We start from the raw sequence: 24,474 nt of genomic DNA, 5'->3' as shown, positions 1-24,474 counted from the left end.
GCTGTCTTCTCGCGCTGAAAGGGTTTATAGCGCATGCGAACCGAACGGGCGATCGAGGACAAGCGGGACGCAGGCCGGCATCCGATGGAACACAAGCTCTTGGCACCGGCCGATTCCGGCCTACTCGACGTGCCGGCGCTGCGCGCCAAATGCGAATTCATCGCCAGCACCAATGCCGATTACCGCGACCGCCTGCGCCGCGAGCTTCTGGCCGAATTCAAGGTGGTCAACGCCGCCGGCCGCGAACGGGCGCGCGAATTGCTCTTTGCCGATGGCAGCGGCCTGCAATGCGCCGCGCGCATTTCCTGGCTGCAGGACCAGTTGATCGCCGTGCTGCACGATTTTGCGCTGAACCACGTCTTCAGCGCCGGCCAGGCACCGCCCGGAGCGCGCATCACGGTGACGGCCGTCGGCGGTTATGGCCGCGGCACGCTGGCGCCGGGCTCGGATATCGACCTGCTCTTCCTTTTGCCGGCAAAACCGGCCGCCTGGAGCGAGCCGGCCATCGAATTCATGCTCTATATCCTGTGGGATCTCGGCTTCAAAGTCGGCCACGCGACGCGCAATCTGGAGGAGTGCATCCAGCTCTCCAAGGGCGACATGACGATCCGCACCGCGATCCTCGAAGCCCGCTATATCTGCGGCTCGGTCGCGCTGTTCGAGGAACTCGGCGTGCGCTTCGACCGCGAGATCATGCGCGGCACCGGCCCGGAATTCATCGCCGCGAAACTCGCCGAACGCGATGAGCGCCACCGCAAGGCCGGCGATACGCGCTACCTCGTCGAGCCGAACGTCAAGGAAGGCAAGGGCGGGCTTCGCGACCTGCACACGCTGTTCTGGATCGCCAAATATTTCTACCACATCCGCGACCCGGCCGAGCTGGTGAAGCTCGGCGTGCTGTCGCGCCAGGAATACAAGCTGTTCCAGAAGGCGGACGATTTCCTCTGGGCCGTGCGCTGCCACATGCACTTCCTGACGGGCAAGGCGGAGGAGCGGCTGTCCTTCGACATCCAGCGCGAGATCGCCGAATGCCTCGGCTATCAGCCGCATCCGGGCCTCTCCGCCGTCGAGCGCTTCATGAAGCACTATTTCCTCGTCGCGAAGGACGTGGGCGACCTCACGCGCATCTTCTGCGCCACGCTGGAGGACCAGCAGGCCAAGGAGGCGCCCGGCATTTCGGCCGTCATCAGCCGCTTCACCCGCCGCACGCGCAAGATCGCCGGCACGCTGGATTTCCTGGAGGATCGCGGCCGCATCACCATCGCCGATCCGGAGGTGTTCAAGCGCGATCCGGTGAACCTCATCCGGCTCTTCCACATCGCCGATATCAACGGGCTGGAATTCCATCCCGACGCCTTGAAGCAGATGACGCGTTCGCTGAAGCTGATCAATGCGGCGCTGCGTGAAAACGAGGAGGCGAACCGGCTCTTCCTGTCGATCCTCACCTCGCCGCGCGACCCGGCGCTGATCCTTCGCCGCATGAACGAGGCGGGCGTGCTCGGCCGCTTCATCCCGGATTTCGGCAAGATCGTCGCGATGATGCAGTTCAACATGTATCATCACTACACGGTCGACGAACACCTGATCCGCGCCGTGGGCGTGCTCGCGAATATCGACCAGGGTCGCGAGAAAGAAGCGCATCCGCTGACCCATCAGATCATGCCGGGCATCGAGGATCGCATCCCGCTCTATGTCGCCGTGCTCCTGCACGACATCGCCAAGGGCCGGCCGGAGGACCATTCCGAGGCGGGCGCCAAGGTCGCGCGCAAACTCTGCCCGCGCTTCGGGCTTTCGCCGAAGCAGACGGAGCTGGTCGTCTGGCTGATCGAGGAACACCTCACCATGTCGATGGTCGCCCAGACCCGCGACCTCAACGATCGCAAGACCATCGTCGACTTCGCCGAAAAGGTGCAGTCGATGGAGCGGCTGAAGATGCTCTTGGTGCTGACGGTCTGCGATATCCGCGCGGTCGGCCCCGGCGTGTGGAACGGCTGGAAGGGCCAGTTGCTGCGCACGCTCTACTACGAAACGGAACTGCTGATTTCCGGCGGTTTCTCCGAACTGTCGCGCAAGGAGCGTGCCCAGGCCGCGCGCGATATCCTGTTCAACGCGCTGCCCGCCGAATGGAGCCAGAAGGATCGCAAGGCCTCCACCAAGCTGCACTATGACCCCTACCTCCTGACGGTATCGCTGGAGGATCAGGTGCGCCATGCGGCCTTCATCCGCGAGGCGGACAAGGCGGGCAAGCCGCTCGCGACCATGGTGCGCACGCACTCCTTCCACGCCATCACCGAGATCACCGTGCTGTCGCCCGACCATCCGCGGCTTTTGACCGTGATTGCCGGCGCCTGCGCGGCGGCAGGGGCCAACATCGTCGACGCACAGATCTTCACCACCTCCGATGGCCGCGCGCTCGACACCATCCTCGTCAACCGCGAATTCCTGAACGATGCGGACGAAACGCGCCGCGCCGGCACGATCGGCCGGATGATCGAGGACGTGCTGTCCGGCCGCAAGCGCCTGCCGGAAGTCATCGCCACGCGAACCAAGAGCCGCAAGCGCAACCGCACCTTCACCGTATCGCCGGCCGTCACCATCTCCAACACGCTGTCGAACAAGTTCACCGTCATCGAGATCGAGTGCCTCGACCGTCCGGGCCTGCTCTCCGAGGTGACGGCGGTGCTGTCCGACCTGTCGCTCGACATCACGTCCGCGCATATCACCACCTTCGGCGAGAAGGTCATCGATACCTTCTATGTTACCGACCTGGTCGGCCAGAAGGTCACCAATGACAACCGGCACGCCAATATCGCCGCGCGGCTGAAGGCCGTGATGGCGGACGAGGCGGACGAGGTGCGCGACCGCATGCCGCCCGGCATGATCGCGCCCGCCGCCGCGGCCACGCCGAAAAGGATCAGGGCAGAACAATGAGTCTCGTCAGGAAATTCGCGACCGTGGGCGGCGCGACGCTCGGCAGCCGCGTGCTCGGCTTCGCCCGCGAAACGCTGATGGCGGCGGCGCTCGGCACCGGGCCGATGGCCGACGCCTTCTACGCCGCCTTCCGCTTTCCGAACCTGTTTCGCCGCCTCTTCGCCGAGGGCGCCTTCAATGCCGCCTTCGTGCCGCTCTTCGCCAAGGAGATCGAGGCCGGCGGCATCGAGGGCGCCAAGCGGTTTTCCGAAGAGGTTTTCGGCGTGCTGTTCTCCGTGCTCCTGTTGCTGACCATCGCGATGGAGCTGATGATGCCGTTCATCGTCGCCTGGATCATCGCGCCGGGCTTCGTGGGCGACACGGAAAAATTCGACATCACGGTCAAGCTCGCCGTCGTCATGTTCCCCTATCTCATGTGCATGTCGCTGACGGCGATGCTGTCGGGCATGCTGAATTCGCTGCACCATTACTTCGCCGCCGCCGTGGCGCCCGTTTTCCTCAATGTCATGCTGATCGGCGCGCTTGGGCTGGCGCTCTGGCAAGGCGCCTCGCCGCTCGATACGGCGTGGTATCTCTCCTGGGGCGTGCTGGGCGCGGGCCTCCTTCAGATGGCCGTGCTCTACGCCGGCGTGCGTCACGCCGGCATCAGGATCGGCTTTCGCCGCCCGCGCATGACGCCGAACGTCAAGCGCCTGCTGTGGCTCGCCTTTCCCGCGGCGGTGACCGGCGGTATCACCCAGATCAACCAGATCATTGGCCAGATGATCGCCTCCACCAAGGATGGCGCGATCTCCGTGCTGCAATATGCCGACCGCGTCTACCAGCTTCCCCTCGGCGTCGTCGGCATCGCCGTGGGCGTGGTGCTGCTGCCGGAGCTTGCGCGCGCGCTGAAGGGCGGGCAGGAGCGCGAAGCCGGCAACCTGCAGAACCGCTCGATGGAATTCGTGCTGTTCCTGACGCTGCCCGCCGCCGGTGCCCTCTGGGTCATCTCCGACGAGATCGTGCGCGTGCTCTACGAGCGCGGCGCCTTCGGCACGGAGACGACGGCGATCGTGGCAGGCACGCTCGCCATCTACGGCCTCGGCCTGCCGGGCTTCGTGATGATCAAGGCGTTGAACCCCGGCTTCTTCGCCCGCGAGGACACCAAGACGCCGATGCGCATTACGCTGCTTTCGGTCGTCCTCAACTGTATTCTTGCCGTCACGCTTTTCCCGCTGTTCCACGAGCGCGGCATCGCCACCGCGGAGGCCGTCTCCGGATGGGTGACGGCGCTGCTGCTCTTCGTGACGCTGGTTCGCCGCGGCCACTGGCCGCTGGAAAAGGCGCTCGCCTGGCGCATCGCGCGGCTCCTGATCGCCACCGTCGTCATGGCGGTCGCGCTTAACTACGCCTCGCTCTATCTCGCCGACCGTCTCGCCCCGACCTCGCCGCTCTATGAGCAGGTTCTGGCGCTCGGCCTGCTCGTGGCCTTCGCGATGGTCGTCTACTTCTCCGTCGCTTTCCTGATCGGCGGCGCGGATCTCGGCATGCTTCGGCGCAATCTCAAGCGCAAGGCGAAAGCCGCACCACCGGAAGAAGGCTCGCCGGAATAATCAGCGCGTAGCGAGTCTTGCGCGCTTCGTGAGGCGCGCCAGCCCGCCGCAATAGTGCCAGCTGCGCCGCGGTCCCACGTCGACATGGACGATGCCGTTGCAATAGGTACCGATGCCGCCGATGGCCGGCGCCGAGCGTGCGGCGGCGATGATCCGCTTCACGGAGACACCGGGAATGCGGATATCGGCGGCGAGGCATTTGCGGTGGTAGGAGCCGCGGCGGCCGTTCGAGCGATGGCCTGACGTGACGAGCGGCCGGCGTCCGACTTGGCGGGCGATATGGGACAGCACGGCTCTCAGCTTGCCTGGAAAACATCGGTGCCGCACGCGCGTGGTCTGGACGGTGTAGATCTTCGCCACGCTCCCCTTGTCGTTTCGCAGGACATGTTTGTGGATGCGGCTGGCCAGGGTTTCGGTCGCAAATATCGATGTCAGCGCGACCACGCAGGCAAGCAGAATGGAACCGTTCTTTTGCACGGTGCTCTCCCCGTTTTGCGCCCCTTCGTCACAAAACGGCCGGTCGGGACCGGCCTCCCCTCAAATCCCCGCAGGGACAGAACGACCGGAACATGTCTTTTATAAGGACTTTCTGATGAGCGCGGACGCGCGGGTTTCCCCCTCTTGATCCATGCCGCGGTGCCGTGCATAAGCGCCACCAGATCAGCAACAGGATCAGGCCCTCCACCCGCCTGAAGGAACACCGTCATGAGCGCATTCAAGCCTCTCGTCTTCTCCGGCGTCCAGCCGACCGGCAATCTCCACCTCGGCAACTATCTCGGCGCGATCCGCAAGTTCGTGGCGTTGCAGGCCGACAACGACTGCATCTACTGCGTTGTCGACCTGCATGCGCTGACGGCACAGCTCGTGCATGAGGACATGCGCGGCCAGATCCGCTCGATCGCCGCCGCCTTCATTGCCTCCGGCATCGACCCGACCAAGCACATCGTCTTCAACCAGTCGGCCGTGCCGCAGCATTCCGAGCTCGCCTGGATCTTCAACTGCGTGGCGCGCATCGGCTGGATGGAGCGCATGACCCAGTTCAAGGACAAGACCGGCGGCAAGAATGCCGAACAGGTCTCGCTCGGCCTGCTCGCCTATCCGAGCCTGATGGCCGCCGACATCCTCGTCTACCGCGCCACCCATGTGCCTGTCGGCGACGACCAGAAGCAGCATCTGGAACTGACCCGCGACATCGCGCAGAAGTTCAACATCGATTTCGGCGACCATATCCGCAAGGCCGGCACCGGCGTCGATACCGTCGTTGGCGAGGAGCCGGTGCACGCCTATTTCCCGATGGTCGAGCCCCTGATCGGCGGCCCGGCGCCCCGCGTCATGAGCCTGCGCGACGGCACGAAGAAGATGTCGAAGTCGGACGCCTCCGATCTCTCGCGCATCAACCTCACCGACGATGCCGATACGATCTCCAAGAAGATCCGCAAGGCGAAGACCGATCCGGACGCCTTGCCGAGCGAAGTCGAAGGACTGAAGGGCCGGCCGGAGGCGGACAACCTCGTCGGCATCTATGCCGCGCTCTCCGACAAGAACAAGGCGGACGTGCTTGCCGAATATGGCGGCCAGCAGTTCTCCGTCTTCAAGCCGGCGCTCATCGACCTCTCGGTCACCGTTCTCTCGCCGATCACCGACGAGATGCGCCGCCTCATGGACGACACGACCCACATCGACGGCATCCTGCGCGATGGCGGCGAACGGGCGCGTGCGCGCGCTGAAAAGACGATGAAGGAAGTTCGCGACATCATCGGTTTTGTGCAGTAAGGTCGCCCTGAAACGTCTTTGAGAGAAGGGGGCCGCATGGTTTCTCGACGACTTTCCCGCCTTGAAGGCCACCGCCGGAAGTTTCTGGCGGTTATCGACGACACGCCGGAATGCCAGCGCGCCGTCCACTATGCGGGAAGCCGGGCGAAGAACTCCAATGGCGGCGTGGTCCTGCTCTATGTGATCGCCAACGGCGACTTCCAGCAATGGCTGGGCGTCGAGGAGATCATGCGGGCGGAAGCCCGCGAGGAAGCAGAATCCGTGCTCACGAAGGCGGCGCAGGCGCTGCGGGAATCGATCGGCATCGAGCCGGAAATGGTCATCCGCGAGGGCGTCGCGAGCGAAGCCATCAACGGGTTGATCGAGGAAGACCGCGACATCGCGATCCTCGTTCTTGCCGCAGGGTCCGCCAAGGAAGGGCCGGGGCCACTGGTCTCGTCGCTGGCAAGCCGCGGACAGGCCTTCCCGATCCCGGTGACGGTCATTCCGGACCAGCTATCCGACGAGGAACTGGACGCTCTGAGCTGATCCTTTGGTCTTGAAGAAGGGTGCGGAAACGCCTATCTTCTTTTGAACCATTCTAAGTATTCTGGCCGACCGAAGTGCCGGGCCGCACGGAGAGAAAGATGTTCATCCAGACCGAAGCGACGCCGAACCCGTCGACCCTGAAGTTCCTGCCGGGCAAGGTGGTGCTGGAGAGCGGCACAGCCGAGTTCCGCGACGAGACGGAAGCGCGCGCCGCTTCACCGCTCGCCGCCCGCCTGTTCGGCGTGCCGGGCGTCAAGGGCGTTTTCCTCGGCTATGATTTCATCACCGTCACCAAGGACGATGCCGACTGGCAGCATATGAAGCCGGCGATCCTCGGCAACATCATGGAACATTTCATGTCCGGCCAGCCGGTCGTAGCGAGCGGCGCGCTCGGCGCCAGCGATGATCCGGAAGAGGGCGAGTTCTTCGAGGCTGGCGACGAGACGATCGTCGCGACGATCAAGGAACTGCTCGACACCCGCGTGCGCCCGGCCGTGGCGCAGGATGGCGGCGATATTACCTTCAAGGGGTTCCGCGACGGTGTCGTCTACCTCAACATGAAGGGTGCCTGCTCGGGTTGCCCATCCTCGACGGCGACGTTGAAGCACGGCGTGCAGAACCTTCTCCGCCATTTCGTACCGGAAGTGCAGGAAGTTGAAGCCGTCATGTAAAGCCTGCCCCGCGAACCCTGGATGCCCGGCATGATCGTTCTGGCGATCGATACGGCGGGCACAGGATGTTACGCGGCGCTTTATCATTCCGATGAGAACAGGATCCTCGGCGCAGCCGGCGCCGATATCGGCCGTGGCCATGCCGAGCGGCTGATGGACTTCGTCGATGCGGCGCTCGATGCCGCCGGCATGACCTTGCAGGACATCGACCGCATCGCGGTCACCGTCGGTCCCGGCTCCTTCACCGGCATCCGCGTCGGCGTGGCCGCCGCGCGCGGCCTGGCGCTGGCGCTCGGCGTGCCCGCAGTCGGCGTCTCGACCCTCGCGGCGCTTGCCGCCGACCGGGGAGCGGGAACGCCCCTGCTGGTCGCGATGGATGCCAAGCGCGACGAGGTCTATTGGCAGGCTTTTGCCGCCGATGGCGCTGCGGTTTCACCGCCGTCGATTGCCTCCGTGGAGGAGGCGCGTCGCCTGGCGGCCGGCCATGACGGCGCGATTGCCGGCTCTGCCGCCGCCCTGCTGCGCGATGGCGTCGAGCAAGGGGCTGACAACGTGTCCATCGCCACCGTTGCCCGGCTCGGCGCCCGTCTCGACCCGGCAGAAAACCTGCCGAAGCCACTTTATCTGCGCGGTCCCGATGCCAAGCCGCAGGCAGGTTTCGCGATCCGGAGGGCGTGAGCCATGGCGCTCACCGACTATTTCACCCGCAAACCCGCCTTCGACATCTTTCCGCTGGAAACGGCCGATGCCGGCCTTGCCGCGGTGCTGCACCGCGCCCGTTTTTCCCAGCCGTGGAACGATGGCGAATTCCATTCCCTGCTGTCGCAGGAGCCGGTCTTCGGCTTCCTGGCGCTGAAGGAAGGTGCGCTCGGCCGCGTGGCCGGCGGCTTCGTGCTGGTGCGCGCCACGGCCGGCGAGGCGGAAATCCTGACCATCGGCGTCGACCAGCGTTTCGAGCGCGCCGGCCTTGGCTGGCGGCTGATGCAGGCGGCGTTGCGCGAGGCGAAGATGCGCGGCGCGGAGGATATTTTCCTGGAAGTCGACGAGGGCAATGTCGCTGCCCGCGGGCTCTATGCCAAGCTCGGCTTCGCCAAGGTCGGCGAGCGCAAGGCCTATTATGCCGCGGCCGATGGCCGCCGGTCCACGGCGCTTGTCTTGCGGCGCGATCTTCGCTAGTTCCCGTACCGACGGCTGAACGAATAAGGGCGGGTCCGATGACGGAAGTCGAGAAATCGCTGGAAGAACTTTGTGTCGAGCGCGGCATGCGCATGACCGAGCAGCGCCGCGTCATCGCGCGCGTGCTGGAGGGCTCGGCCGACCATCCGGACGTGGAAGAGCTCTATCGCCGGTCGTCCGCGGTCGATGCGCGCATCTCCATCTCGACCGTCTACCGCACGGTCAAGCTGTTCGAGGATGCCGGCATCATCGAGCGGCATGATTTTCGCGATGGTCGCTCGCGCTACGAGACGGTTCCGGACGAACACCACGACCACCTGATCGACCTCAAGAACGGCCAGGTCATCGAGTTCCATTCGCCGGAAATCGAGGCCTTGCAGGAGCGCATCGCGCGCGAGCACGGTTTCCGACTCGTCGACCACCGCCTGGAACTCTACGGCGTGCCGCTCAAGGAGGGCGAGTGACGCCCGCTTCCGATCGTGCGCCGGTGATCCTTTGATCACCTGGCTCCGCCTCGCCATCGCGCTCATAACCCTCGTCGTGGTCACGCTGGTCCTGCTGCCGATCCAGCTGGTCGGCCTGCGCTTCAATCTGAAGATCCGCCGCCGCATCCCGCGCCTCTGGCACCGCGTCGCCTGCCGCGTGCTCGGCCTGAAGGTGCGCGTGCATGGCACGATGGAGCCCAGCCGTCCGCTGCTGATCGCCGCAAACCACGCCTCGTGGAAGGACATCATGGTGCTCGGTTCGGTCGCCGACGTCGTCTATATTGCGAAGGCCGAGGTGCGCGACTGGCCGGTCTTCGGTTTGCTCGCGCGCTTGCAGGCGACGATCTTCGTGGAGCGCGAGCAGCGCCAGAAGACCGGCGACCAGGTGAACGAGATCGCGCGGCGCATGACGGATGGCGAGATCGTCGTGCTCTTTCCGGAAGGCACGACCTCGGATGGCAACCGCCTGCTGGAAATCAAGACCTCGCTGTTCGGCGCAGCCGCCTCCGCCGTGCCGCACGCTCCCAATGGCGTCGTGCATATCCAGCCGGTCTCCATCGCCTATACCGGTGTGCACGGCATGGCGATGGGCCGCTTCCACCGGCCGCTTGCCGCCTGGCCGGGCGATATCGAACTCCTGCCGCATCTGCTCGGCGTGGCGCGGGAAGGGGCGGTGGATGTCGACGTCGATTTCGGCGAGCGCGTCGATTACACGCGGGCGAGCAACCGCAAGCAGGTGAGCCGCGAAGTCGAGGCGCGCATCCGCGCCATGCTGGGCGCGCGCCTGCGCGGCCGCTGAGCCAACGGGGCTTCATTTTCCGGGCTTTTTGCCCTATGGAAGCGGCCATGAGCGAACAAACCCTTTCTCCGCCTGTCATGAGCAACACCCGCAAGGTCTTCGTGAAGACCTACGGCTGTCAGATGAACGTCTATGACAGCGAGCGCATGACGGATGCGCTCTCGAAGGACGGCTACCAGGCGACGGACGTGCTGGAAGAGGCGGACCTCGTCCTCCTCAACACCTGTCACATCCGCGAGAAGGCGGCGGAAAAGGTCTATTCCGAGCTCGGGCGCCTGCGCGACATGAAGAAGGCGCGCGCGAAGGACGGCCTCGAGATGGTGATCGGTGTCACCGGCTGCGTCGCCCAGGCCGAGGGCAAGGAAATCCTGCGCCGCGCGCCGGCCGTCGATCTCGTTATCGGCCCGCAGACCTATCACCGCCTGCCGGACGCGCTGCGCCGTGCCAAGGCCGGCGAGCGCGTCGTCGAGACGGATTATGCAATCGAGGACAAGTTCGAGCACCTGCCCCCGCCGGAAAAGGCGAAGACCCGCGCCCGCGGCGTCACCGCCTTCCTCACCGTGCAGGAAGGTTGCGACAAGTTCTGCACCTTCTGCGTCGTGCCCTATACGCGCGGCTCCGAAGTCTCCCGCCCCGTCTCGCAGATCGTCGCGGAGGCGGAACGCCTGGTGGATGGCGGCGTGCGCGAGATCACGCTGCTCGGCCAGAACGTCAACGCCTGGCACGGCCTCGGCCCGGACGGCGCCGAATGGGGCCTTGGCGACCTGCTCTATCGCCTCGCCGCGATCGAGGGCCTCGCCCGGCTACGTTATACGACGAGCCACCCGCGCGACATGGACGACCGGCTCGTCGAGGCGCATCGCGACCTGCCCAAGCTGATGCCCTACCTGCATCTGCCGGTGCAGTCCGGCTCCGACCGCATCCTCAAGGCCATGAACCGGCGCCATACGGCGGCCGAATATATCGCCCTCATCGAGCGGATCCGTGCCATCCAGCCGGAGCTTGCGATCTCGGGCGATTTCATCGTCGGCTTCCCCGGCGAGACCGACCAGGACTTCGAAGACACGATGCGCCTCATCGAGACGGTCGGTTATGCACAGGCATTTTCGTTCAAATATTCCATCCGCCCCGGCACGCCGGGCGCGGAGATGGACGGTCATGTCGCGGAGGACGTGAAGTCGGAACGCCTTGAAAGATTGCAGGCTTTGCTGTTTCGCCAGCAGCGCGACTTCGCCCGCGCCTGCATCGGCAAGGAGATCGACCTGCTCCTGGAGAAGCCCGGACGCATGCCCGGACAGCTCGTCGGCCGGTCGCCCTGGCTGCAGCCTGTGAATGTTGATGCAAAAGCGTCGGAAATCGGTGACATTATCAGGGTACGAATCACGGATGCCGGCCCCAACAGCCTCTTCGCCGAAGCGATCGAGGTGACGGGCTTAACCGCAAGGAGCACGACCGCTTGAACGGACACGAACTGATGACGTCATCGCCGCGCCAGTCGAAGACCCAGACCGACGCCAATCACTTCGTGCTGACTTTCGAGAACAATCGATACGCAAGCGAGCTCTTCGGCCAGTTCGACCAGCATCTCAAGCTCATCGAGCAGCGCCTCGGCATCGATGCCCGCGCCCGCGGCAATTCCGTCTCGATCTCCGGCGACGTGGTGGCGACCAACCAGGCCCGCCGCGCGCTGGATTACCTCTATGGACGCCTGCAGAGCGGCGGCTCGATCGAGCTTTCCGATGTCGAGGGCGCCATCCGCATGGCGATCGCAGCCGACGACCAGCTTTCGCTGCCGACGATGGAGCGCAAGGCCAAGCTTACCATGGCGCAGATTTCGACCCGCAAGAAGACCATCGCCGCCCGCACGCCCATGCAGGATGCCTATATCCGCGCGCTGGAGCGTTCGGAGCTGGTCTTCGGCGTCGGGCCGGCCGGCACGGGCAAGACCTATCTCGCCGTGGCGCATGCCGCCCAGCTTCTGGAGCGTGGCGCCGTCGACCGCATCGTCCTCTCCCGTCCGGCCGTCGAAGCCGGCGAGCGCCTCGGCTTCCTGCCGGGCGACATGAAGGAGAAGGTCGATCCGTATCTGCGGCCGCTCTACGACGCGCTCTACGACATGATGCCCGGCGACAAGGTGGAGCGGGCGATCACCGCCGGCGTCATCGAAATCGCACCGCTCGCCTTCATGCGCGGCCGTACGCTCGCCAACGCAGCCGTCATCCTCGATGAGGCGCAGAACACGACCTCGATGCAGATGAAGATGTTCCTGACGCGTCTCGGCGAAAACGGCCGTATGATCGTCACCGGCGATCCGAGCCAGGTCGACCTGCCGCGCGGCGTCAAGTCCGGCCTCGTCGAAGCCCTGCAGATCCTCAAGGGCGTCGAGGGCGTCTCGGTCATCCGCTTCAAGGATGCCGACGTCGTGCGCCACCCGATGGTCGCCCGCATCGTCCGGGCCTATGAAGCCCAGACGGCCGTGCAGGACGAAAGCGAGCAGATGGACCGCTGAGGCGGTCCAAAAGTCCGATGAGCGAACTCGACATCCAGATTTCCATAGAAGAGGGCACATGGCCCTCTGAAGAGGTTTTGCGCGCGACCAGTGAACGTGTGCTCGGCACTGCGGCGAGCTTTCTAGTGCGCGAGGAAAAGCAGCCATTCCCGAAGACAGGCGCGCCGGAAGTCTCGCTGGTCTTCACCAGCGACGCCGAAATCCGCGGCATCAATGCCGAATGGCGCAGCCAGGACAAGCCGACCAACGTGCTGTCCTTCCCTGCCTTCCCGCTGACGCCCGGCAAAATGCCGGGGCCGATGCTCGGCGACATCATCTTTGCGCAGGAGACGCTGAGCCGCGAAGCGGGCGAACTCGGCAAATCTTTCGACGATCATCTCACGCATCTCTTGGTGCATGGATTTCTGCATCTCTTCGGCTATGATCACATGGAAGACGACGAGGCGGAAAAAATGGAAGGGCTCGAGACTCGCATTCTTGCCGAGCTTGGCCTATCTGACCCATACGGGGATGGCCCCGATGAATAGTTTGGACCAATGAGCGACTTCAGAAACCAGTCGGTAGCGACGGAAAAGACCGAGGCTGACGCCTCAAGCGACGAGGCGGGCAGTAGTAGCAGCGCGCCGAAGCAGGAAAGCGGGGGCCGATCATCCTTCTGGTCCCGCGCCGCCCGGCTTTGGCGCATGACCGGCGCCTCCAGCCTGCGCAAGGACCTTGCAGCAGCCCTGATGACGGAGGACGAAGGAGGCGAACCTGCCTTCGCGCCCGAAGAGCGGGCGATGTTGCACAACATTCTTCGTTTCCGTGAGGTGCGGGTCGAGGACGTCATGGTGCCGCGTGCCGATATCGAGGCCGTCGACCAGGACATCACGATCGCCGAGCTGATGGTGATCTTCGAGGATTCCGGCCGCTCGCGCATGCCGGTCTATAATGAGAGCCTCGACGATCCGCGCGGCATGGTCCATATCCGCGACCTTCTCGCCTATGTCACCAAACAGGCCCGCAACAAGCGCCGCACCGGCGTAAAGGCTGCGCCCGCCAATGGCGAAAAGCCGCCGCGCACGCCGAAAGCGGAATTCGACCTCGGCCGCGTCGACCTGTCGAAGACGGTCGCCGAAGCCGGCATCATCCGCCAGGTCCTCTTCGTGCCGCCCTCCATGCTCGCCGCCGACCTGATGGCGCGCATGCAGGCCGACCGCACGCAGATGGCTCTCGTCATCGACGAATATGGCGGCACGGACGGCCTTGCCTCACTGGAGGACATCGTCGAGATGGTCGTCGGCGATATCGAGGACGAACACGACGACGACGAGGCGATGATCCAGCGCGTCAGCGACGATGTGTTCATCGCCGATGCCCGTGTCGAGCTCGAAGAGCTAGCCGAAGTAATCGGTTCGGATTTCGATATCCGCGATCAACTCGAAGACGCCGATACGCTGGGCGGCCTGATCTTCGCCTCGCTCGGCCGCATTCCGGTGCGCGGCGAGGTGGTGCAGGCGGTGCCGGGCTTCGAATTCCACGTCCTCGATGCCGATCCGCGCCGCGTCAAGCGGGTGCGCGTCACGCGCAAGCGCGCCGGCTCCGTCCGCCGCCGCGAGCGCAAGCCGGAGGGCGAGGCGCTGGCCCTTGGCGCCGATCGGCCGAAGGTGCCGGAACAACAAAACGATGGGGCGAATGCCGAATAGGCAGCCCCGATCCTGTCTTTTGAAATGACCCACGCCTTGCTCCGTCGTAAAACGGGACAAGGCGTTGATTTTTTGGAAGACTGGCGCCGGCTGATTCGGGGAAAAAAAGGGGACGGCATGGAGCGGCTCGCGGGCACGGTCATGCTCCTGTCTGGGACGAGACGGGCGCTTGCGGCATTTCTTGCGGGCTTGATCGGGGTTCTGGCGCTGCCGCCCTTCGGCTTCTTCGCCGCCCTTTTCGTGTCTTTCACGCTGTTCGTCTGGCTGCTCGATGGCGCAACCGCGGCTCCCGGCGCAGGCTTTATCCGGCGCCTGACGCCCGCTTTCCGCATCGGCTGGTTCTTCGGCTTCGGTTATTTCGTCGGCGGCCTGTGGTGGCTCGGCAATGCGCTGCTCGTCGAGGCGGACGATTTCGCCTGGGCGCTGCCGCTGGCCGTCTTCGGTCTGCCGGCCTTTCTCGCGCTCTATTACGGTTTCGCCGCCGCACTCGCCCGCCTGTTCTGGTCGGATGGCATCGGGCGCATCGCGGCACTCGCCTTCGCTTTCGGCATCGGCGAGTGGCTGCGCGGCACGCTTTTCACCGGCTTTCCCTGGAACGCCGTCGGTTATGGCGCCATGCCCGTTCCGCTCCTCATGCAGTCCGCCGGCTTTCTGGGCATTGCCGGCATCAATGCCCTCGCGGTCTTCGTCTTCGCAGCACCTGCACTTCTCGGCACGCGGCGCGGCCGCGTCGTCGGGCTGACGCTCGCCACGCTGCTCTTCGCGGCCCATGTCGGCTACGGCTACTATGCGCTCAATGTGGTGCCCACGCCGGAGAACGAGACGACCGTCATCCGCCTCGTCCAGCCGGTGATCGACCAGGCGATGAAGCTCGACGATTCCGCGCGCGCGCAGATCTTCGAGCGCCACCTGTCGCTGAGTGCCGCCGCACCCGAAGAGGGCGGCAAGCGGCCCGGCATCGTCGTCTGGCCGGAAACCTCGATCCCCTTCATCCTGACGGACAATCCGGATGCGCTGGTGCGCATTGCCGAGGTGCTGGAGGACGACCAGGTGCTGATCGCCGGCGCAGTGCGCACGGAAAGTGCCGGCACCGGCAAGGCGCCGCGCTACTACAATTCGATCTACACGATCGACGGCAAGGGCCAGATCATCGGGGCGGCCGACAAGGTGCATCTGGTGCCCTTCGGCGAATACATGCCGTTTGCCGATTTCTTCGAGGGCCTCGGCGTGAGCGCCGTCGCCATGCCGGGCGGCTTCTCGGCGGCCCGCGAGCACCCGCTCTTGACGGCGCTCGGCAAGGGCTTTTATCCGCTGATCTGCTATGAGGCGATCTTCCCGTCCGAGATCAACGGCTCGGCTGACACGGCCGCCGCCCTGCTCAACGTCACCAATGACGGCTGGTTCGGCAACTCACCAGGCCCTTACCAGCACTTCCACCAGGCCCGCCTTCGTGCCGTCGAAAGGGGGCTGCCACTGATTCGCGCGGCCAACAACGGCATTTCGGCCATCGTCGATGCCAAGGGACAGGTGCTTTCGGGCATGGCGCATGATGTCCCGGGCTTTGTGGATGCAACCCTTCCGGGCAGGTTTGCCGCCGGCGAGCGGGCAAAGTGGCAGAACTGGTCGTTTCTGGTTGTAGTGGCGATGCTCTTTGCGACGGCGAGCATTTCTCGCATTGGTTTTAGAAACAGGGTGAATTGACCCAAAACCCCTAAAATAGCATAGTGCACGCCGCCGGCCGTTTTCCTGTATTGTCGCGACCTTCAGGGGTTGCGCATACAACGTGACGTTAAGTCTTCGTTAAGGCTGCCGGCAGGGTGGGGCCATTTCCGCGCGTTAGGACACACAGTGATGATGGAAAACAAAAAGAAGCCGAATCCGATCGATATTCATGTCGGCAGCCGGATCAGGCTTCGCAGGACCATGCTCGGCATGAGCCAGGAGAAGCTGGGCGAAAGCCTCGGCATCACCTTCCAGCAGATCCAGAAATACGAGAAGGGCACGAACCGTGTCGGCGCCAGCCGCCTGCAGAACATTTCCAGCATTCTCAATGTGCCGGTCGCGTTCTTCTTCGAGGACGCGCCGGGCGACCACGCGGACACGCAGGTCGGCTTCGCCGAGGCATCGAGTTCCAACTACGTGGTCGACTTCCTGTCGTCCTCCGAGGGCCTGCAGCTCAACCGGGCTTTCGTCAAGATCGGCGATCCCAAGGTGCGCCGCAAGCTTGTCGATCTGGTCAAGGCACTCGCCGCTGAAGCCGAGATCGAATAATCGGTTTCTCCTGGCGGTGGATGAAAGAGCGGTCCTTCGGGGCCGCTTTTTGTGCGTAGGGGGCATCATATTTTTGGCGTATCCCAGGCGGAATAGCGCCTGAAAGTTCAAGACATAAACATATTCTTATGTCCTTCTGTGCTTGTTTTTCCCCTGCGAACTGAATAACAACGTCGAAGTCCATTTTCTTTGAGGGGAATTCCCGCATGCGCAGCAGCTATCTGTTCACCAGCGAGTCCGTCGCCGAGGGGCATCCGGACAAGGTGTGCGACCGTATCTCCGACGAAATCGTCGATCTGGTCTACCGCGAAGCCGTGAAGTCGAAGGTCGATCCGTGGTCGGTCCGCATTGCCTGCGAGACGCTTGCGACGACCAACCGCGTGGTGATCGCCGGTGAAGTGCGCCTGCCGCCGAGCCTGCTCAAGAAGGACAAGGACGGCAACGACGTCATCAACCCCTCGAAGTTCAAGTCGGCCGCCCGCAAGGCGATCCGCGACATCGGCTACGAGCAGGACGGCTTCCACTGGAAGACGGCGAAGATCGACGTGCTGCTGCACTCGCAGTCCGCCGACATCGCCCAGGGCGTCGACAACGCCTCCGACAAGCAGGGCGACGAGGGTGCCGGCGATCAGGGCATCATGTTCGGCTACGCCTGCCGCGAAACGTCGGAACTCATGCCGGCGCCGCTCTATTATTCGCACCGCATCCTCCAGCTGCTCGCCACCGCCCGCAAGAAGGGCGAGGGCGATGCCGGCAAGCTCGGCCCGGACGCCAAGAGCCAGGTCACCGTGCGCTACGTCGACGGCAAGCCGGCCGACGTTGCCTCGATCGTTCTGTCCACCCAGCATCTGGATGAAAGCTGGGATTCGAAGAAGGTCCGCGAAGTCGTCGAACCCTATATCCGCGAAGCGCTGCACGACCTGAAGATCGCCGACGACTGCGTCTGGTACATCAACCCGACGGGCAAGTTCGTCATCGGCGGCCCGGATGGCGACGCCGGCCTCACCGGCCGCAAGATCATCGTCGACACCTATGGCGGTGCGGCACCCCACGGCGGTGGCGCCTTCTCCGGCAAGGACACGACCAAGGTCGACCGTTCGGCCGCCTATGCCGCGCGCTACCTCGCCAAGAACGTCGTTGCCGCCGGCCTTGCCGACCGCTGCACGATCCAGCTCTCCTACGCCATCGGCGTCGCCCAGCCGCTCTCGGTCTATGTCGACCTGCACGGCACGGGCAAGGTCAGCGAAGACGCCGTCGAGGATGCGATCCGCAAGGTCATGGACCTCTCGCCGTCGGGTATCCGCCGCCATCTCGACCTCAACAAGCCGATCTACGCCCGCACCTCCGCCTATGGCCATTTCGGTCGCAAGGCCGGCCGTGACGGTTCCTTCTCCTGGGAGCGCCTCGACCTCGTCAAGGCCCTCAAGGATGCGCTGAAGCACTGAGGCGACCATGAGCGATGCAGAGCGCCCCAGCCGCGCGAGCGAAGCCTTCTTCGGTCGCCGCAAGGGCAAACCGTTGCGGGAGCGGCAGGCGCAGCATCTCGAAACATTGCTGCCGGAGCTGAAGGTCGATCTTTCGACCCCGGCCCCGGCGGACATCACGACGCTTTACGATTTCAAGCCGACCCGCATGCGCCTCGAAATCGGCTTCGGCGGCGGCGAGCACCTCATCCATCGCGCGCAGGAACAGCCGGAGACCGGCTTCATCGGCGTCGAGCCCTTCGTCAATTCCATGGCGAAGCTGATCGGCCGCGTCGAGGACACGGGCGCGAAGAACATCCGGCTCTATGATGACGATGCGACGGTGCTTCTGGATTGGCTGCCGGCGGCGTCTGTCGACCAGATCGACCTGCTCTATCCGGACCCGTGGCCGAAGAAGAAACATTGGAAGCGGCGCTTCGTGTCCAGGGTCAATCTGGACCGCTTTGCCCGGGTGCTGAAGCCCGGCGGGCTCTTCTGCTTTGCGTCCGACATCGACACCTATGTCAACTGGACGCTGATGCATTGCGGGGCGCATCCCGCTTTCGTGTGGACCGCCGAAAACGCGGTCGACTGGCTGACGCCGTTTGCCGGCTGGCCGGGCACGCGCTACGAGGCGAAAGCCAAGCGCGAGGGCCGCGGATCGGCCTATCTCACCTTCCGTCGGTCCTGACGGAAGGTTTCAATCCGGTATCAGTGCAGGCTGACGGTGCGCAGGTCGTCCTCGGCCGCCTTGTAGAAGGTGCTCGAACGGTTGTCGGTCAAGAGGATCGGCGTGCCGTCGGCGCCGAACAGCGCCCAGAGGTCGAGGCTCGGGTCGATTTCCGGGGCTTCCGGGAAGACGCGCGACACTTCGTCCGCCTTCATCTTGCGAATATAGCCGACTTCGCCTGCGCCGAGATGCGCAAGATCTGCCTTCGAAACACTGGGGGTTACAGTCTTCAGTCCCATCTTTGCCTCCATGGCAATACCGGCACTTGCCGGCCACCGGACGCCCACGGCCACAATGGCCCATCGGTGCGTCAGGCGATCAGGTTACGCTCGAGACGATCCGGCGGGTGTTCCCGCGGGAACGGCTCATGATCTAGTCTGATACGGAAATGTTAATTTTCTTTACCATTCGGATCGGCTCCGGCCGCACGAGATCGACCGAGAGCAGGCCGTTCTTCAGCTCGGCGCCCGAAACGCGCATGCCGTCGGCAAGCACGAAGGTGCGCTGGAACTGGCGGGCCGCGATGCCGCGGTAAAGATAATCCCGCTCGCCGCTGTCGACCTGGCGGCCGCGGATGACGAGCTGGTTTTCCTCCGTCGTCACGTCGAGTTCTTCTTCCGAAAAACCCGCGACGGCGAGTGTGATGCGCAGAAGCTCCGGCGCGCCCGTATCACCGTTCGGCCGCAGCCGTTCGATATTGTAGGGGGGATAGCCATCGTTGCCCTTGGCGATACGCTCAAGGGTCTTTTCCATGGCGTCGAAACCCAGGAGCAGCGGGCTCGTGAAAGGGGTCATGCGTGACATCGTCTAGTCCTTGGCTTCAAGCGACCGTGAGGGGACCCGACCTCGGCATCCCTTCGGGTGCAATATGGTGATTGCGGCGCGGGGGCGCAAGACGCTTGCGATCGGCGATTTCGCAAATATAGTCGCCGCTTCGCCTGCCGAATGTCGGCGGGAAAAAGGAAGAGACAAGGGACGCAAGCGGCATGTCTGAGCCACGCAAAATCATCATCGACACCGATCCCGGCCAGGACGACGCCGCCGCGATCATGCTGGCGCTCGGCAGCCCCGAACTTGAGATCCTCGGCATCACGACCGTCGCCGGCAACGTGCCGCTTTCGCGGACCTCCACCAATGCCCGCATCATCCTGGAATTCTGCTCTCGTTCGGACATCAAGGTCTTCGCAGGCGCCGACAAGCCGATCGCCCGCCCGCTCGTCACCGCCGAGCATGTGCACGGCAAGACCGGCCTCGACGGCCCGGAGCTGCATGAGCCGCAGATGCCGCTGCAGGAGCAGCATGCCGTCGATTTCCTCATCGAGACGCTGAAGCGCGAGCCCGCCGGCACCGTGACGCTCTGCACGCTCGGTCCGCTCACCAACATTGCCACCGCGCTTGAGCGGGCGCCGGAGATTGCCGGCCGCGTGCGCGAACTCGTCATGATGGGCGGCGGCTTCTTCGAGGGCGGCAACATCACGCCGGCCGCCGAGTTCAACATCTATGTCGACCCCGAGGCCGCCGCCGCAGTCTTCAAGTCCGGCATCCCGATCGTCATGATGCCGCTCGACGTGACCCACAAGGTGCTGACGCTGAAGAGCCGGGTGGCCAAGCTGCGCGCCATCGGCAGCCGTCCGGCGATAGCGCTGGTCGAAATGCTCGATTTCTTCGAGCGCTTCGACATCGAGAAATACGGCTCCGACGGCGGCCCGCTGCACGATCCGACGGTCGTCGCCTATCTCCTGAAGCCGGAACTCTTCTCCGGCCGCGACTGCAATGTCGAGGTGGAAGTGGTCTCGCCGCTTACCGTCGGCATGACCGTCGTCGACTGGTGGCAGGTCACCGGCCGCAAGCACAATGCCCGTGTCATGAAGGACATCGACGCCGACGGCTTCTTCGCGCTGCTCACCGAGCGCGTCGGCCGCCTCTGATGCCCGGTCCCCGCAATGCCGCGCCGGGTGCAGAGGGCCGCTTCCACAATGAGATGATGGGCCTCTACGACCGTTTCTCCGCGCTCGGCTTCCGCCCGGTGCTGCTGCGCCGCTTCGTGCTGCTCAATGGCGGCGTGGCGGCGGCGAAGGAACTGGTCTTCAAGCCCGGCACGACCGGCCTCGAACGCCTGCTCGACTCCGGTAAGGCGGAGCTCTCGATGGAGGCGTTGATGCTGCGGCCGGAATACCAGGCCCTCTTTTCCGAACTGGAACTGAAGGAGGCCACGCAGCGCCTGGCAAGCGCCAGCCGCTCGCGCTCCCGCGGACGATTGCAGGCGCAGCCGACCGAGCGGAAATAGCGTTTCAAACGAAAAGGCCGGCGGATACGCCGGCCTTTCGTTTCTCTGTCGTGAAGATCAGAACTCTTGCCAGTCGTCCTGTGCAAGCGCCGTGTTGCCGGCGACCTGAGGCACGGCACGGGCCGTTGTGCGCGGTGCCTGGTAAGCGGCGCGCTGCGGCTGGACGTCGCGTCGCACCGACTGCTGCATGGGCTGGCTGGCGGCCATGCCGCCATTACCGGCGCGGAAGCGGGCGACGAGCGACTTCAGCATCTGGGCCTCGTCGTTCAGCGCCATGCTGGCGGCGGTGGTTTCTTCCACCATCGCGGCGTTCTGCTGGGTCACCTGGTCCATCTGGTTGACGGCCGCGTTGATCTCCTTGAGGCCGACGGCCTGTTCGGAGGCCGATCCGGAAATCTGGCGGATCAGGCCGTTGATCTGGATGACCTGGTCGGCGATGTTTTCAAGCGCGCCACCGGCCTTCCCGACGAGATCGACACCCTCGCGGACCTGCACCTCGGAGGTGTTGATCAGCGTCTTGATCTCCTTGGCGGCATTGGCCGAGCGCTGGGCGAGCTCGCGCACTTCCTGGGCGACGACGGCAAAGCCCTTGCCGGCTTCACCGGCACGCGCCGCTTCCACGCCGGCGTTGAGCGCCAAGAGGTTGGTCTGGAAGGCGATGTCGTCGATCACGCCGATGATGTTGGAAATCTCGGTCGAGGACTTTTCGATGCCGCGCATGGCGTCGATCGCCTTCTGCACCACTTCGCCGGACTTGCTTGCGTCGTTGCTCGCCGTCTCCACCGACTTGGCGGCGACGCGGGCGTTTTCAGCGCTCGAATTGACCTGCGAGGTGAGCTGGTCGAGTGCCGCCGCGGTCTCTTCGAGGCTTGCCGCCTGCTGCTCGGTGCGGTGCGAGAGATCGGCCGCGCCCTTGGAAATTTCACCGGTGCCGCCGCCGATATTGCCGACCGAGGCGTTGACCGTCTGGATCGTCTCTTCGAGGCTGGCGATCGCCGAGTTGAAGTCGGTCTTGAGCTTGCCGTACTCGCCGGGGAAATCGCCGGAGAGGCGGAAGTTCAGGTTGCCCGAGGAGAGCTGGGCGAGGCCATCGGCGAGGCGGCCGACGATATCGCGCTGGAGGGCGCTCGATTCCGCGCGTTCGGCTTCCGAACGGCCACGCTCGGCTTCCGTGAGCTGGCGCTGGCTGTTGGCTTCCGCTTCCAGGCGCTTGGTATCGGCGAGCTGGTGACGGAACCCTTCGAGCGCCTTGGCGACGGAGCCCGTTTCGTCCGAACGGTCCTGGCCGGCGATCGGCTGGGTGTAGACACCGTTGCTGAGCGTCGCGACATCCGAGACGAGGCCGGCGAGCGGCTTCTGCACGAAGATGCGCACGGCGAAATAGAGGCCGAGCAGCACGGCGCCGAGAACAATCAGGCCGCCGAGGATCATCATATAGGTCTGGTCGTTGACCGGCGCGTTGATCGCCGCGCGCGGAACGTCGAGCAGCACGAGCCAGGTCGTGTTGATGTCGGGAAGCGCGAACGGGTAGACCAGCCGGTCGAAGGAGGCGAGTTCGTCGAAGGAGAGGTTTTCGATGCGGCCGGCCTTACCGGTGGCAAGGGCCTCCTTGACGATGTCGACACCCTCACCCTCATAGGGCTTCATGAGGAGATCGGCATTGGGCGCGACGATCCAGTTGCCGGTCTGCGAAAGCAGCATGACGCGGCCGGTGCCGAACGGGTTCATCTTGCTGAGCTTCTCATAGAGCGTCTTCAGCGAGACATCGACACCCGTGACGCCGATGAACTTGCCGCCGGAAACGACCGGGTAGGCAATCGACGCCATCGTGAAGTTTTCACCCGTCGTGGTTTCGGCATAAGGCGAGCTCATGGCGCCCTTGCCGCTCTTGGCGGCCAGCGAATACCATTCGGCCTTGTAGTCGGATTCGAAGGTCGACAGCAAAATCGAGCCGTCCTGGCGTTTCGTCCAGTAGGGGTTGAACGTACCGTCCTTGAACGTGCCGGTTTCAAGCTGCGCGGGCGTCTCCTTCGACTTGCCGTCGAAGGCGTTTGGCTCTTCCGCAAACCAGCTGCCGAGCGCAAAACTGTTCTTTTCGGTGTTCGCCTTGAGGATGTTGACGACTTCCCTGCGGTCCATCAGGCCGGAGGAATGGCCTTGCTCAATCACGCCGCCCATGGCGCGGGCAGCACCTGCCAGCGCGCCGATATCGGCGGCGATGTCGGCGGCGATCGCCTTGGCCTGGGTGTCGGCTTCGGAATAGACGAGATCGGCCACACGGCTCTGGGTCTCGCTGATGAGCACGGTGTTGGAGGCGAGCATCACCAGGGCGATCGTGCCGCCGGTGACGGCGATAAGCTTGGTCGCGAGCGACTTGGCCTTGAAATTGAACATGAAATCCTCACGAGCAGAAACGTCCGCGGCGCGGGCAGCCGCGAAGGAGCACATTCGAAAGCGGGGTGGTCTCCATCATGGAGGGCGGGGCGCGCGACCAGCGCCAGAGACGGAACGCGCCTTTCGAGGCACGCTGTCTAAGACTTCAGTAACCCATAAAATATTAATAAAGAGCCAAATTTCCCGGCAACAAATCGGCCCAACCGGCTGAATTTGCAGGCGTCGCAAGGATGCGACGCCTGCTGTGCCATTTGCGAAATCTAAGGCCTAGATTTCTGCGTCGACGGCGCTTGCGAAGGGGATGGAAGGCTGGGCGCCGGGCTTCAGGCAGGCGAGCGAGCCGGCGACGGCCGCGCGGCGCAGCGCGTCCTTGAAGGCGAGGCCGGCATCGAGCGAGGCGGCAAGATAGCCGCAGAACGTGTCGCCCGCACCCACCGTGTCGACCGGCTCTATGGCCAGGCCCTTGGCGCGGTGGATTTCCCCCTTGCGGATGGCGACGACGCCGTCGGCCCCAAGGGTGACGATGATCGTCTGGCCGCTCTGGGCGTGCAGCGCGCGCATCGTCGCCTCCCGTTCCTCGTCCGAAAGCTCGCCCTTGCCGATGAAGAGGTCGAACTCCGTCTCGTTGGCCACGAGAATATCCGCGATGGCGCCGAGGCGCTTGGCGTCGCCGGTAAAGGGCGCGATGTTGATGATCGAGGTGACGCCCTTCTGCTTGGCGCCCACGAGGGCCGCTTCGATGGCGCTTGCGGGGATTTCGAACTGGAGCATCAGGTAGTCGCCGCGCGACATCGCGCCGATCGTCCGCTTGGCATCCTCGCCGGTTACCGTGCCATTGGCACCGGGCACGACCACGATGACGTTCTCGCCATCGCCGGCAACGAGGATATGCGCGGTGCCGGTCGCTTCCGCAGCGACGCGCACGCCGTTTTGGTCGACGGCGGCATCGGCCAGAAGGGCGAGCGCCTGGCTCGCCAGCCGGTCGTCGCCGACCGCACCCGCCATGCGCACGATGGCGCCGGCGCGGCGCGCGGCAAGCGCCTGGTTGGCGCCCTTGCCGCCGGCAGCCGTGGTGAAGCTCGTGCCCATCACCGTTTCGCCGGGCTTCGGCAGGCGGTCTGGCGTGGCGATGAGGTCCATGTTGATGGAGCCGAAGACGGTGATCATGAGAAGTGCCCCT

The 24,474-nt window shown here is 64.6% G+C and carries 24 protein-coding genes; 19 read left to right on the top strand and 5 right to left on the bottom strand.

What is annotated here, in order from left to right:
* The first annotated feature begins 84 nt into the window (after window positions 1-84).
* Together J2Y63_RS14895 and murJ are read left to right on the top strand one after the other, a co-directional pair.
* The gene (locus J2Y63_RS14895; RefSeq protein ID WP_435266942.1) at window positions 85-2,931 is read left to right on the top strand and encodes a [protein-PII] uridylyltransferase; all 2,847 of its coding nucleotides are present in this window, start codon (window positions 85-87) and stop codon (window positions 2,929-2,931) included.
* Entirely contained in the window at window positions 2,928-4,523 is a 1,596-nt protein-coding gene (gene murJ / locus J2Y63_RS14890; protein WP_435266721.1) for a murein biosynthesis integral membrane protein MurJ, read from the top strand. Before J2Y63_RS14895 ends, murJ begins: the two co-directional genes overlap by 4 nt.
* Here murJ and J2Y63_RS14885 read toward each other — a convergent pair whose 3' ends face one another.
* Window positions 4,524-5,000 (bottom strand): YcbK family protein, encoded by a 477-nt coding sequence (locus J2Y63_RS14885; RefSeq protein ID WP_256118079.1) that lies wholly within the window; start codon window positions 4,998-5,000, stop codon window positions 4,524-4,526.
* Window positions 5,001-5,228: 228 nt separating this feature from the next.
* On the opposite strand from J2Y63_RS14885, the gene trpS reads away from it, so the two are divergent.
* From trpS to trmB, 15 genes are all read left to right on the top strand, one after another.
* Window positions 5,229-6,296, top strand: coding sequence for a tryptophan--tRNA ligase (trpS, locus tag J2Y63_RS14880; RefSeq protein WP_435266720.1), 1,068 nt, complete (start codon window positions 5,229-5,231; stop codon window positions 6,294-6,296).
* Window positions 6,297-6,332: 36 nt separating this feature from the next.
* On the top strand, window positions 6,333-6,824 hold the full coding sequence (locus J2Y63_RS14875; RefSeq protein WP_256118076.1) for a universal stress protein: 492 nt from the start codon (window positions 6,333-6,335) through the stop codon (window positions 6,822-6,824).
* Window positions 6,825-6,922: 98 nt separating this feature from the next.
* A complete protein-coding gene (locus tag J2Y63_RS14870) occupies window positions 6,923-7,495 on the top strand; it encodes a NifU family protein (RefSeq protein ID WP_256118075.1) in 573 nt (190 codons plus the stop codon).
* A 30-nt stretch (window positions 7,496-7,525) separates the two neighbouring features.
* Entirely contained in the window at window positions 7,526-8,173 is a 648-nt protein-coding gene (gene tsaB / locus J2Y63_RS14865; protein ID WP_435266719.1) for a tRNA (adenosine(37)-N6)-threonylcarbamoyltransferase complex dimerization subunit type 1 TsaB, read from the top strand.
* Window positions 8,174-8,176: 3 nt separating this feature from the next.
* Window positions 8,177-8,671: a GNAT family N-acetyltransferase gene (locus J2Y63_RS14860; RefSeq protein ID WP_256118071.1), complete on the top strand. Its 495-nt coding sequence runs from the start codon at window positions 8,177-8,179 to the stop codon at window positions 8,669-8,671.
* Window positions 8,672-8,709: 38 nt separating this feature from the next.
* Window positions 8,710-9,135: a Fur family transcriptional regulator gene (locus J2Y63_RS14855; RefSeq protein WP_256118069.1), complete on the top strand. Its 426-nt coding sequence runs from the start codon at window positions 8,710-8,712 to the stop codon at window positions 9,133-9,135.
* A gap of 31 nt (window positions 9,136-9,166) precedes the next feature.
* Window positions 9,167-9,955, top strand: coding sequence for a lysophospholipid acyltransferase family protein (locus tag J2Y63_RS14850; RefSeq protein ID WP_435266718.1), 789 nt, complete (start codon window positions 9,167-9,169; stop codon window positions 9,953-9,955).
* A gap of 47 nt (window positions 9,956-10,002) precedes the next feature.
* Window positions 10,003-11,415, top strand: a complete 1,413-nt coding sequence (gene miaB / locus J2Y63_RS14845) for a tRNA (N6-isopentenyl adenosine(37)-C2)-methylthiotransferase MiaB (protein ID WP_435266717.1) — start codon at window positions 10,003-10,005, stop codon at window positions 11,413-11,415.
* Window positions 11,412-12,464: a PhoH family protein gene (locus J2Y63_RS14840; protein WP_256118064.1), complete on the top strand. Its 1,053-nt coding sequence runs from the start codon at window positions 11,412-11,414 to the stop codon at window positions 12,462-12,464. The genes miaB and J2Y63_RS14840 overlap by 4 nt, the downstream gene beginning before the upstream one ends.
* 17 nt (window positions 12,465-12,481) lie before the next feature.
* Entirely contained in the window at window positions 12,482-12,991 is a 510-nt protein-coding gene (gene ybeY / locus J2Y63_RS14835) for an rRNA maturation RNase YbeY (protein WP_435266716.1), read from the top strand.
* A gap of 9 nt (window positions 12,992-13,000) precedes the next feature.
* Window positions 13,001-14,149, top strand: coding sequence for a hemolysin family protein (locus J2Y63_RS14830; protein WP_435266715.1), 1,149 nt, complete (start codon window positions 13,001-13,003; stop codon window positions 14,147-14,149).
* A 117-nt stretch (window positions 14,150-14,266) separates the two neighbouring features.
* Window positions 14,267-15,850, top strand: coding sequence for an apolipoprotein N-acyltransferase (gene lnt / locus J2Y63_RS14825; protein ID WP_435266714.1), 1,584 nt, complete (start codon window positions 14,267-14,269; stop codon window positions 15,848-15,850).
* A gap of 150 nt (window positions 15,851-16,000) precedes the next feature.
* The gene (locus J2Y63_RS14820; protein WP_435266713.1) at window positions 16,001-16,420 is read left to right on the top strand and encodes a helix-turn-helix domain-containing protein; all 420 of its coding nucleotides are present in this window, start codon (window positions 16,001-16,003) and stop codon (window positions 16,418-16,420) included.
* A gap of 206 nt (window positions 16,421-16,626) precedes the next feature.
* Window positions 16,627-17,865, top strand: a complete 1,239-nt coding sequence (gene metK, locus J2Y63_RS14815) for a methionine adenosyltransferase (protein ID WP_256118056.1) — start codon at window positions 16,627-16,629, stop codon at window positions 17,863-17,865.
* Window positions 17,866-17,872: 7 nt separating this feature from the next.
* Window positions 17,873-18,574: a tRNA (guanosine(46)-N7)-methyltransferase TrmB gene (gene trmB / locus J2Y63_RS14810; RefSeq protein ID WP_435266712.1), complete on the top strand. Its 702-nt coding sequence runs from the start codon at window positions 17,873-17,875 to the stop codon at window positions 18,572-18,574.
* Between the two features lie 20 nt (window positions 18,575-18,594).
* Here trmB and J2Y63_RS14805 read toward each other — a convergent pair whose 3' ends face one another.
* Together J2Y63_RS14805 and J2Y63_RS14800 are read right to left on the bottom strand one after the other, a co-directional pair.
* Window positions 18,595-18,852, bottom strand: a complete 258-nt coding sequence (locus tag J2Y63_RS14805) for a DUF1150 family protein (RefSeq protein WP_319323808.1) — start codon at window positions 18,850-18,852, stop codon at window positions 18,595-18,597.
* Window positions 18,853-18,985: 133 nt separating this feature from the next.
* On the bottom strand, window positions 18,986-19,417 hold the full coding sequence (locus tag J2Y63_RS14800; protein WP_327506619.1) for an Hsp20 family protein: 432 nt from the start codon (window positions 19,415-19,417) through the stop codon (window positions 18,986-18,988).
* Between the two features lie 182 nt (window positions 19,418-19,599).
* On the opposite strand from J2Y63_RS14800, the gene J2Y63_RS14795 reads away from it, so the two are divergent.
* Together J2Y63_RS14795 and J2Y63_RS14790 are read left to right on the top strand one after the other, a co-directional pair.
* Window positions 19,600-20,541: a nucleoside hydrolase gene (locus J2Y63_RS14795; protein WP_435266711.1), complete on the top strand. Its 942-nt coding sequence runs from the start codon at window positions 19,600-19,602 to the stop codon at window positions 20,539-20,541.
* Window positions 20,541-20,900 carry a hypothetical protein gene (locus J2Y63_RS14790; protein WP_435266710.1) on the top strand — a complete coding sequence of 120 codons (360 nt, stop codon included), beginning with the start codon at window positions 20,541-20,543 and terminating at the stop codon, window positions 20,898-20,900. Before J2Y63_RS14795 ends, J2Y63_RS14790 begins: the two co-directional genes overlap by 1 nt.
* Before the next feature lie 57 nt (window positions 20,901-20,957).
* Here J2Y63_RS14790 and J2Y63_RS14785 read toward each other — a convergent pair whose 3' ends face one another.
* Both J2Y63_RS14785 and J2Y63_RS14780 read right to left on the bottom strand, forming a co-directional pair.
* Window positions 20,958-23,294, bottom strand: coding sequence for a methyl-accepting chemotaxis protein (locus J2Y63_RS14785; protein ID WP_435266709.1), 2,337 nt, complete (start codon window positions 23,292-23,294; stop codon window positions 20,958-20,960).
* Between the two features lie 267 nt (window positions 23,295-23,561).
* The gene (locus J2Y63_RS14780; RefSeq protein ID WP_435266708.1) at window positions 23,562-24,461 is read right to left on the bottom strand and encodes a ribokinase; all 900 of its coding nucleotides are present in this window, start codon (window positions 24,459-24,461) and stop codon (window positions 23,562-23,564) included.
* Between the last annotated feature and the right edge of the window lie 13 nt (window positions 24,462-24,474).

The sequence above is a fragment of the Shinella sp. BE166 genome (genome assembly GCF_051201095.1).
In the GTDB taxonomy this organism is placed as follows: Bacteria; Pseudomonadota; Alphaproteobacteria; order Rhizobiales; family Rhizobiaceae; genus Shinella; species Shinella lacus.
Note: the sequence above shows the minus strand (reverse complement) of the source record. Positions and strands in the feature narration are given on the sequence as shown.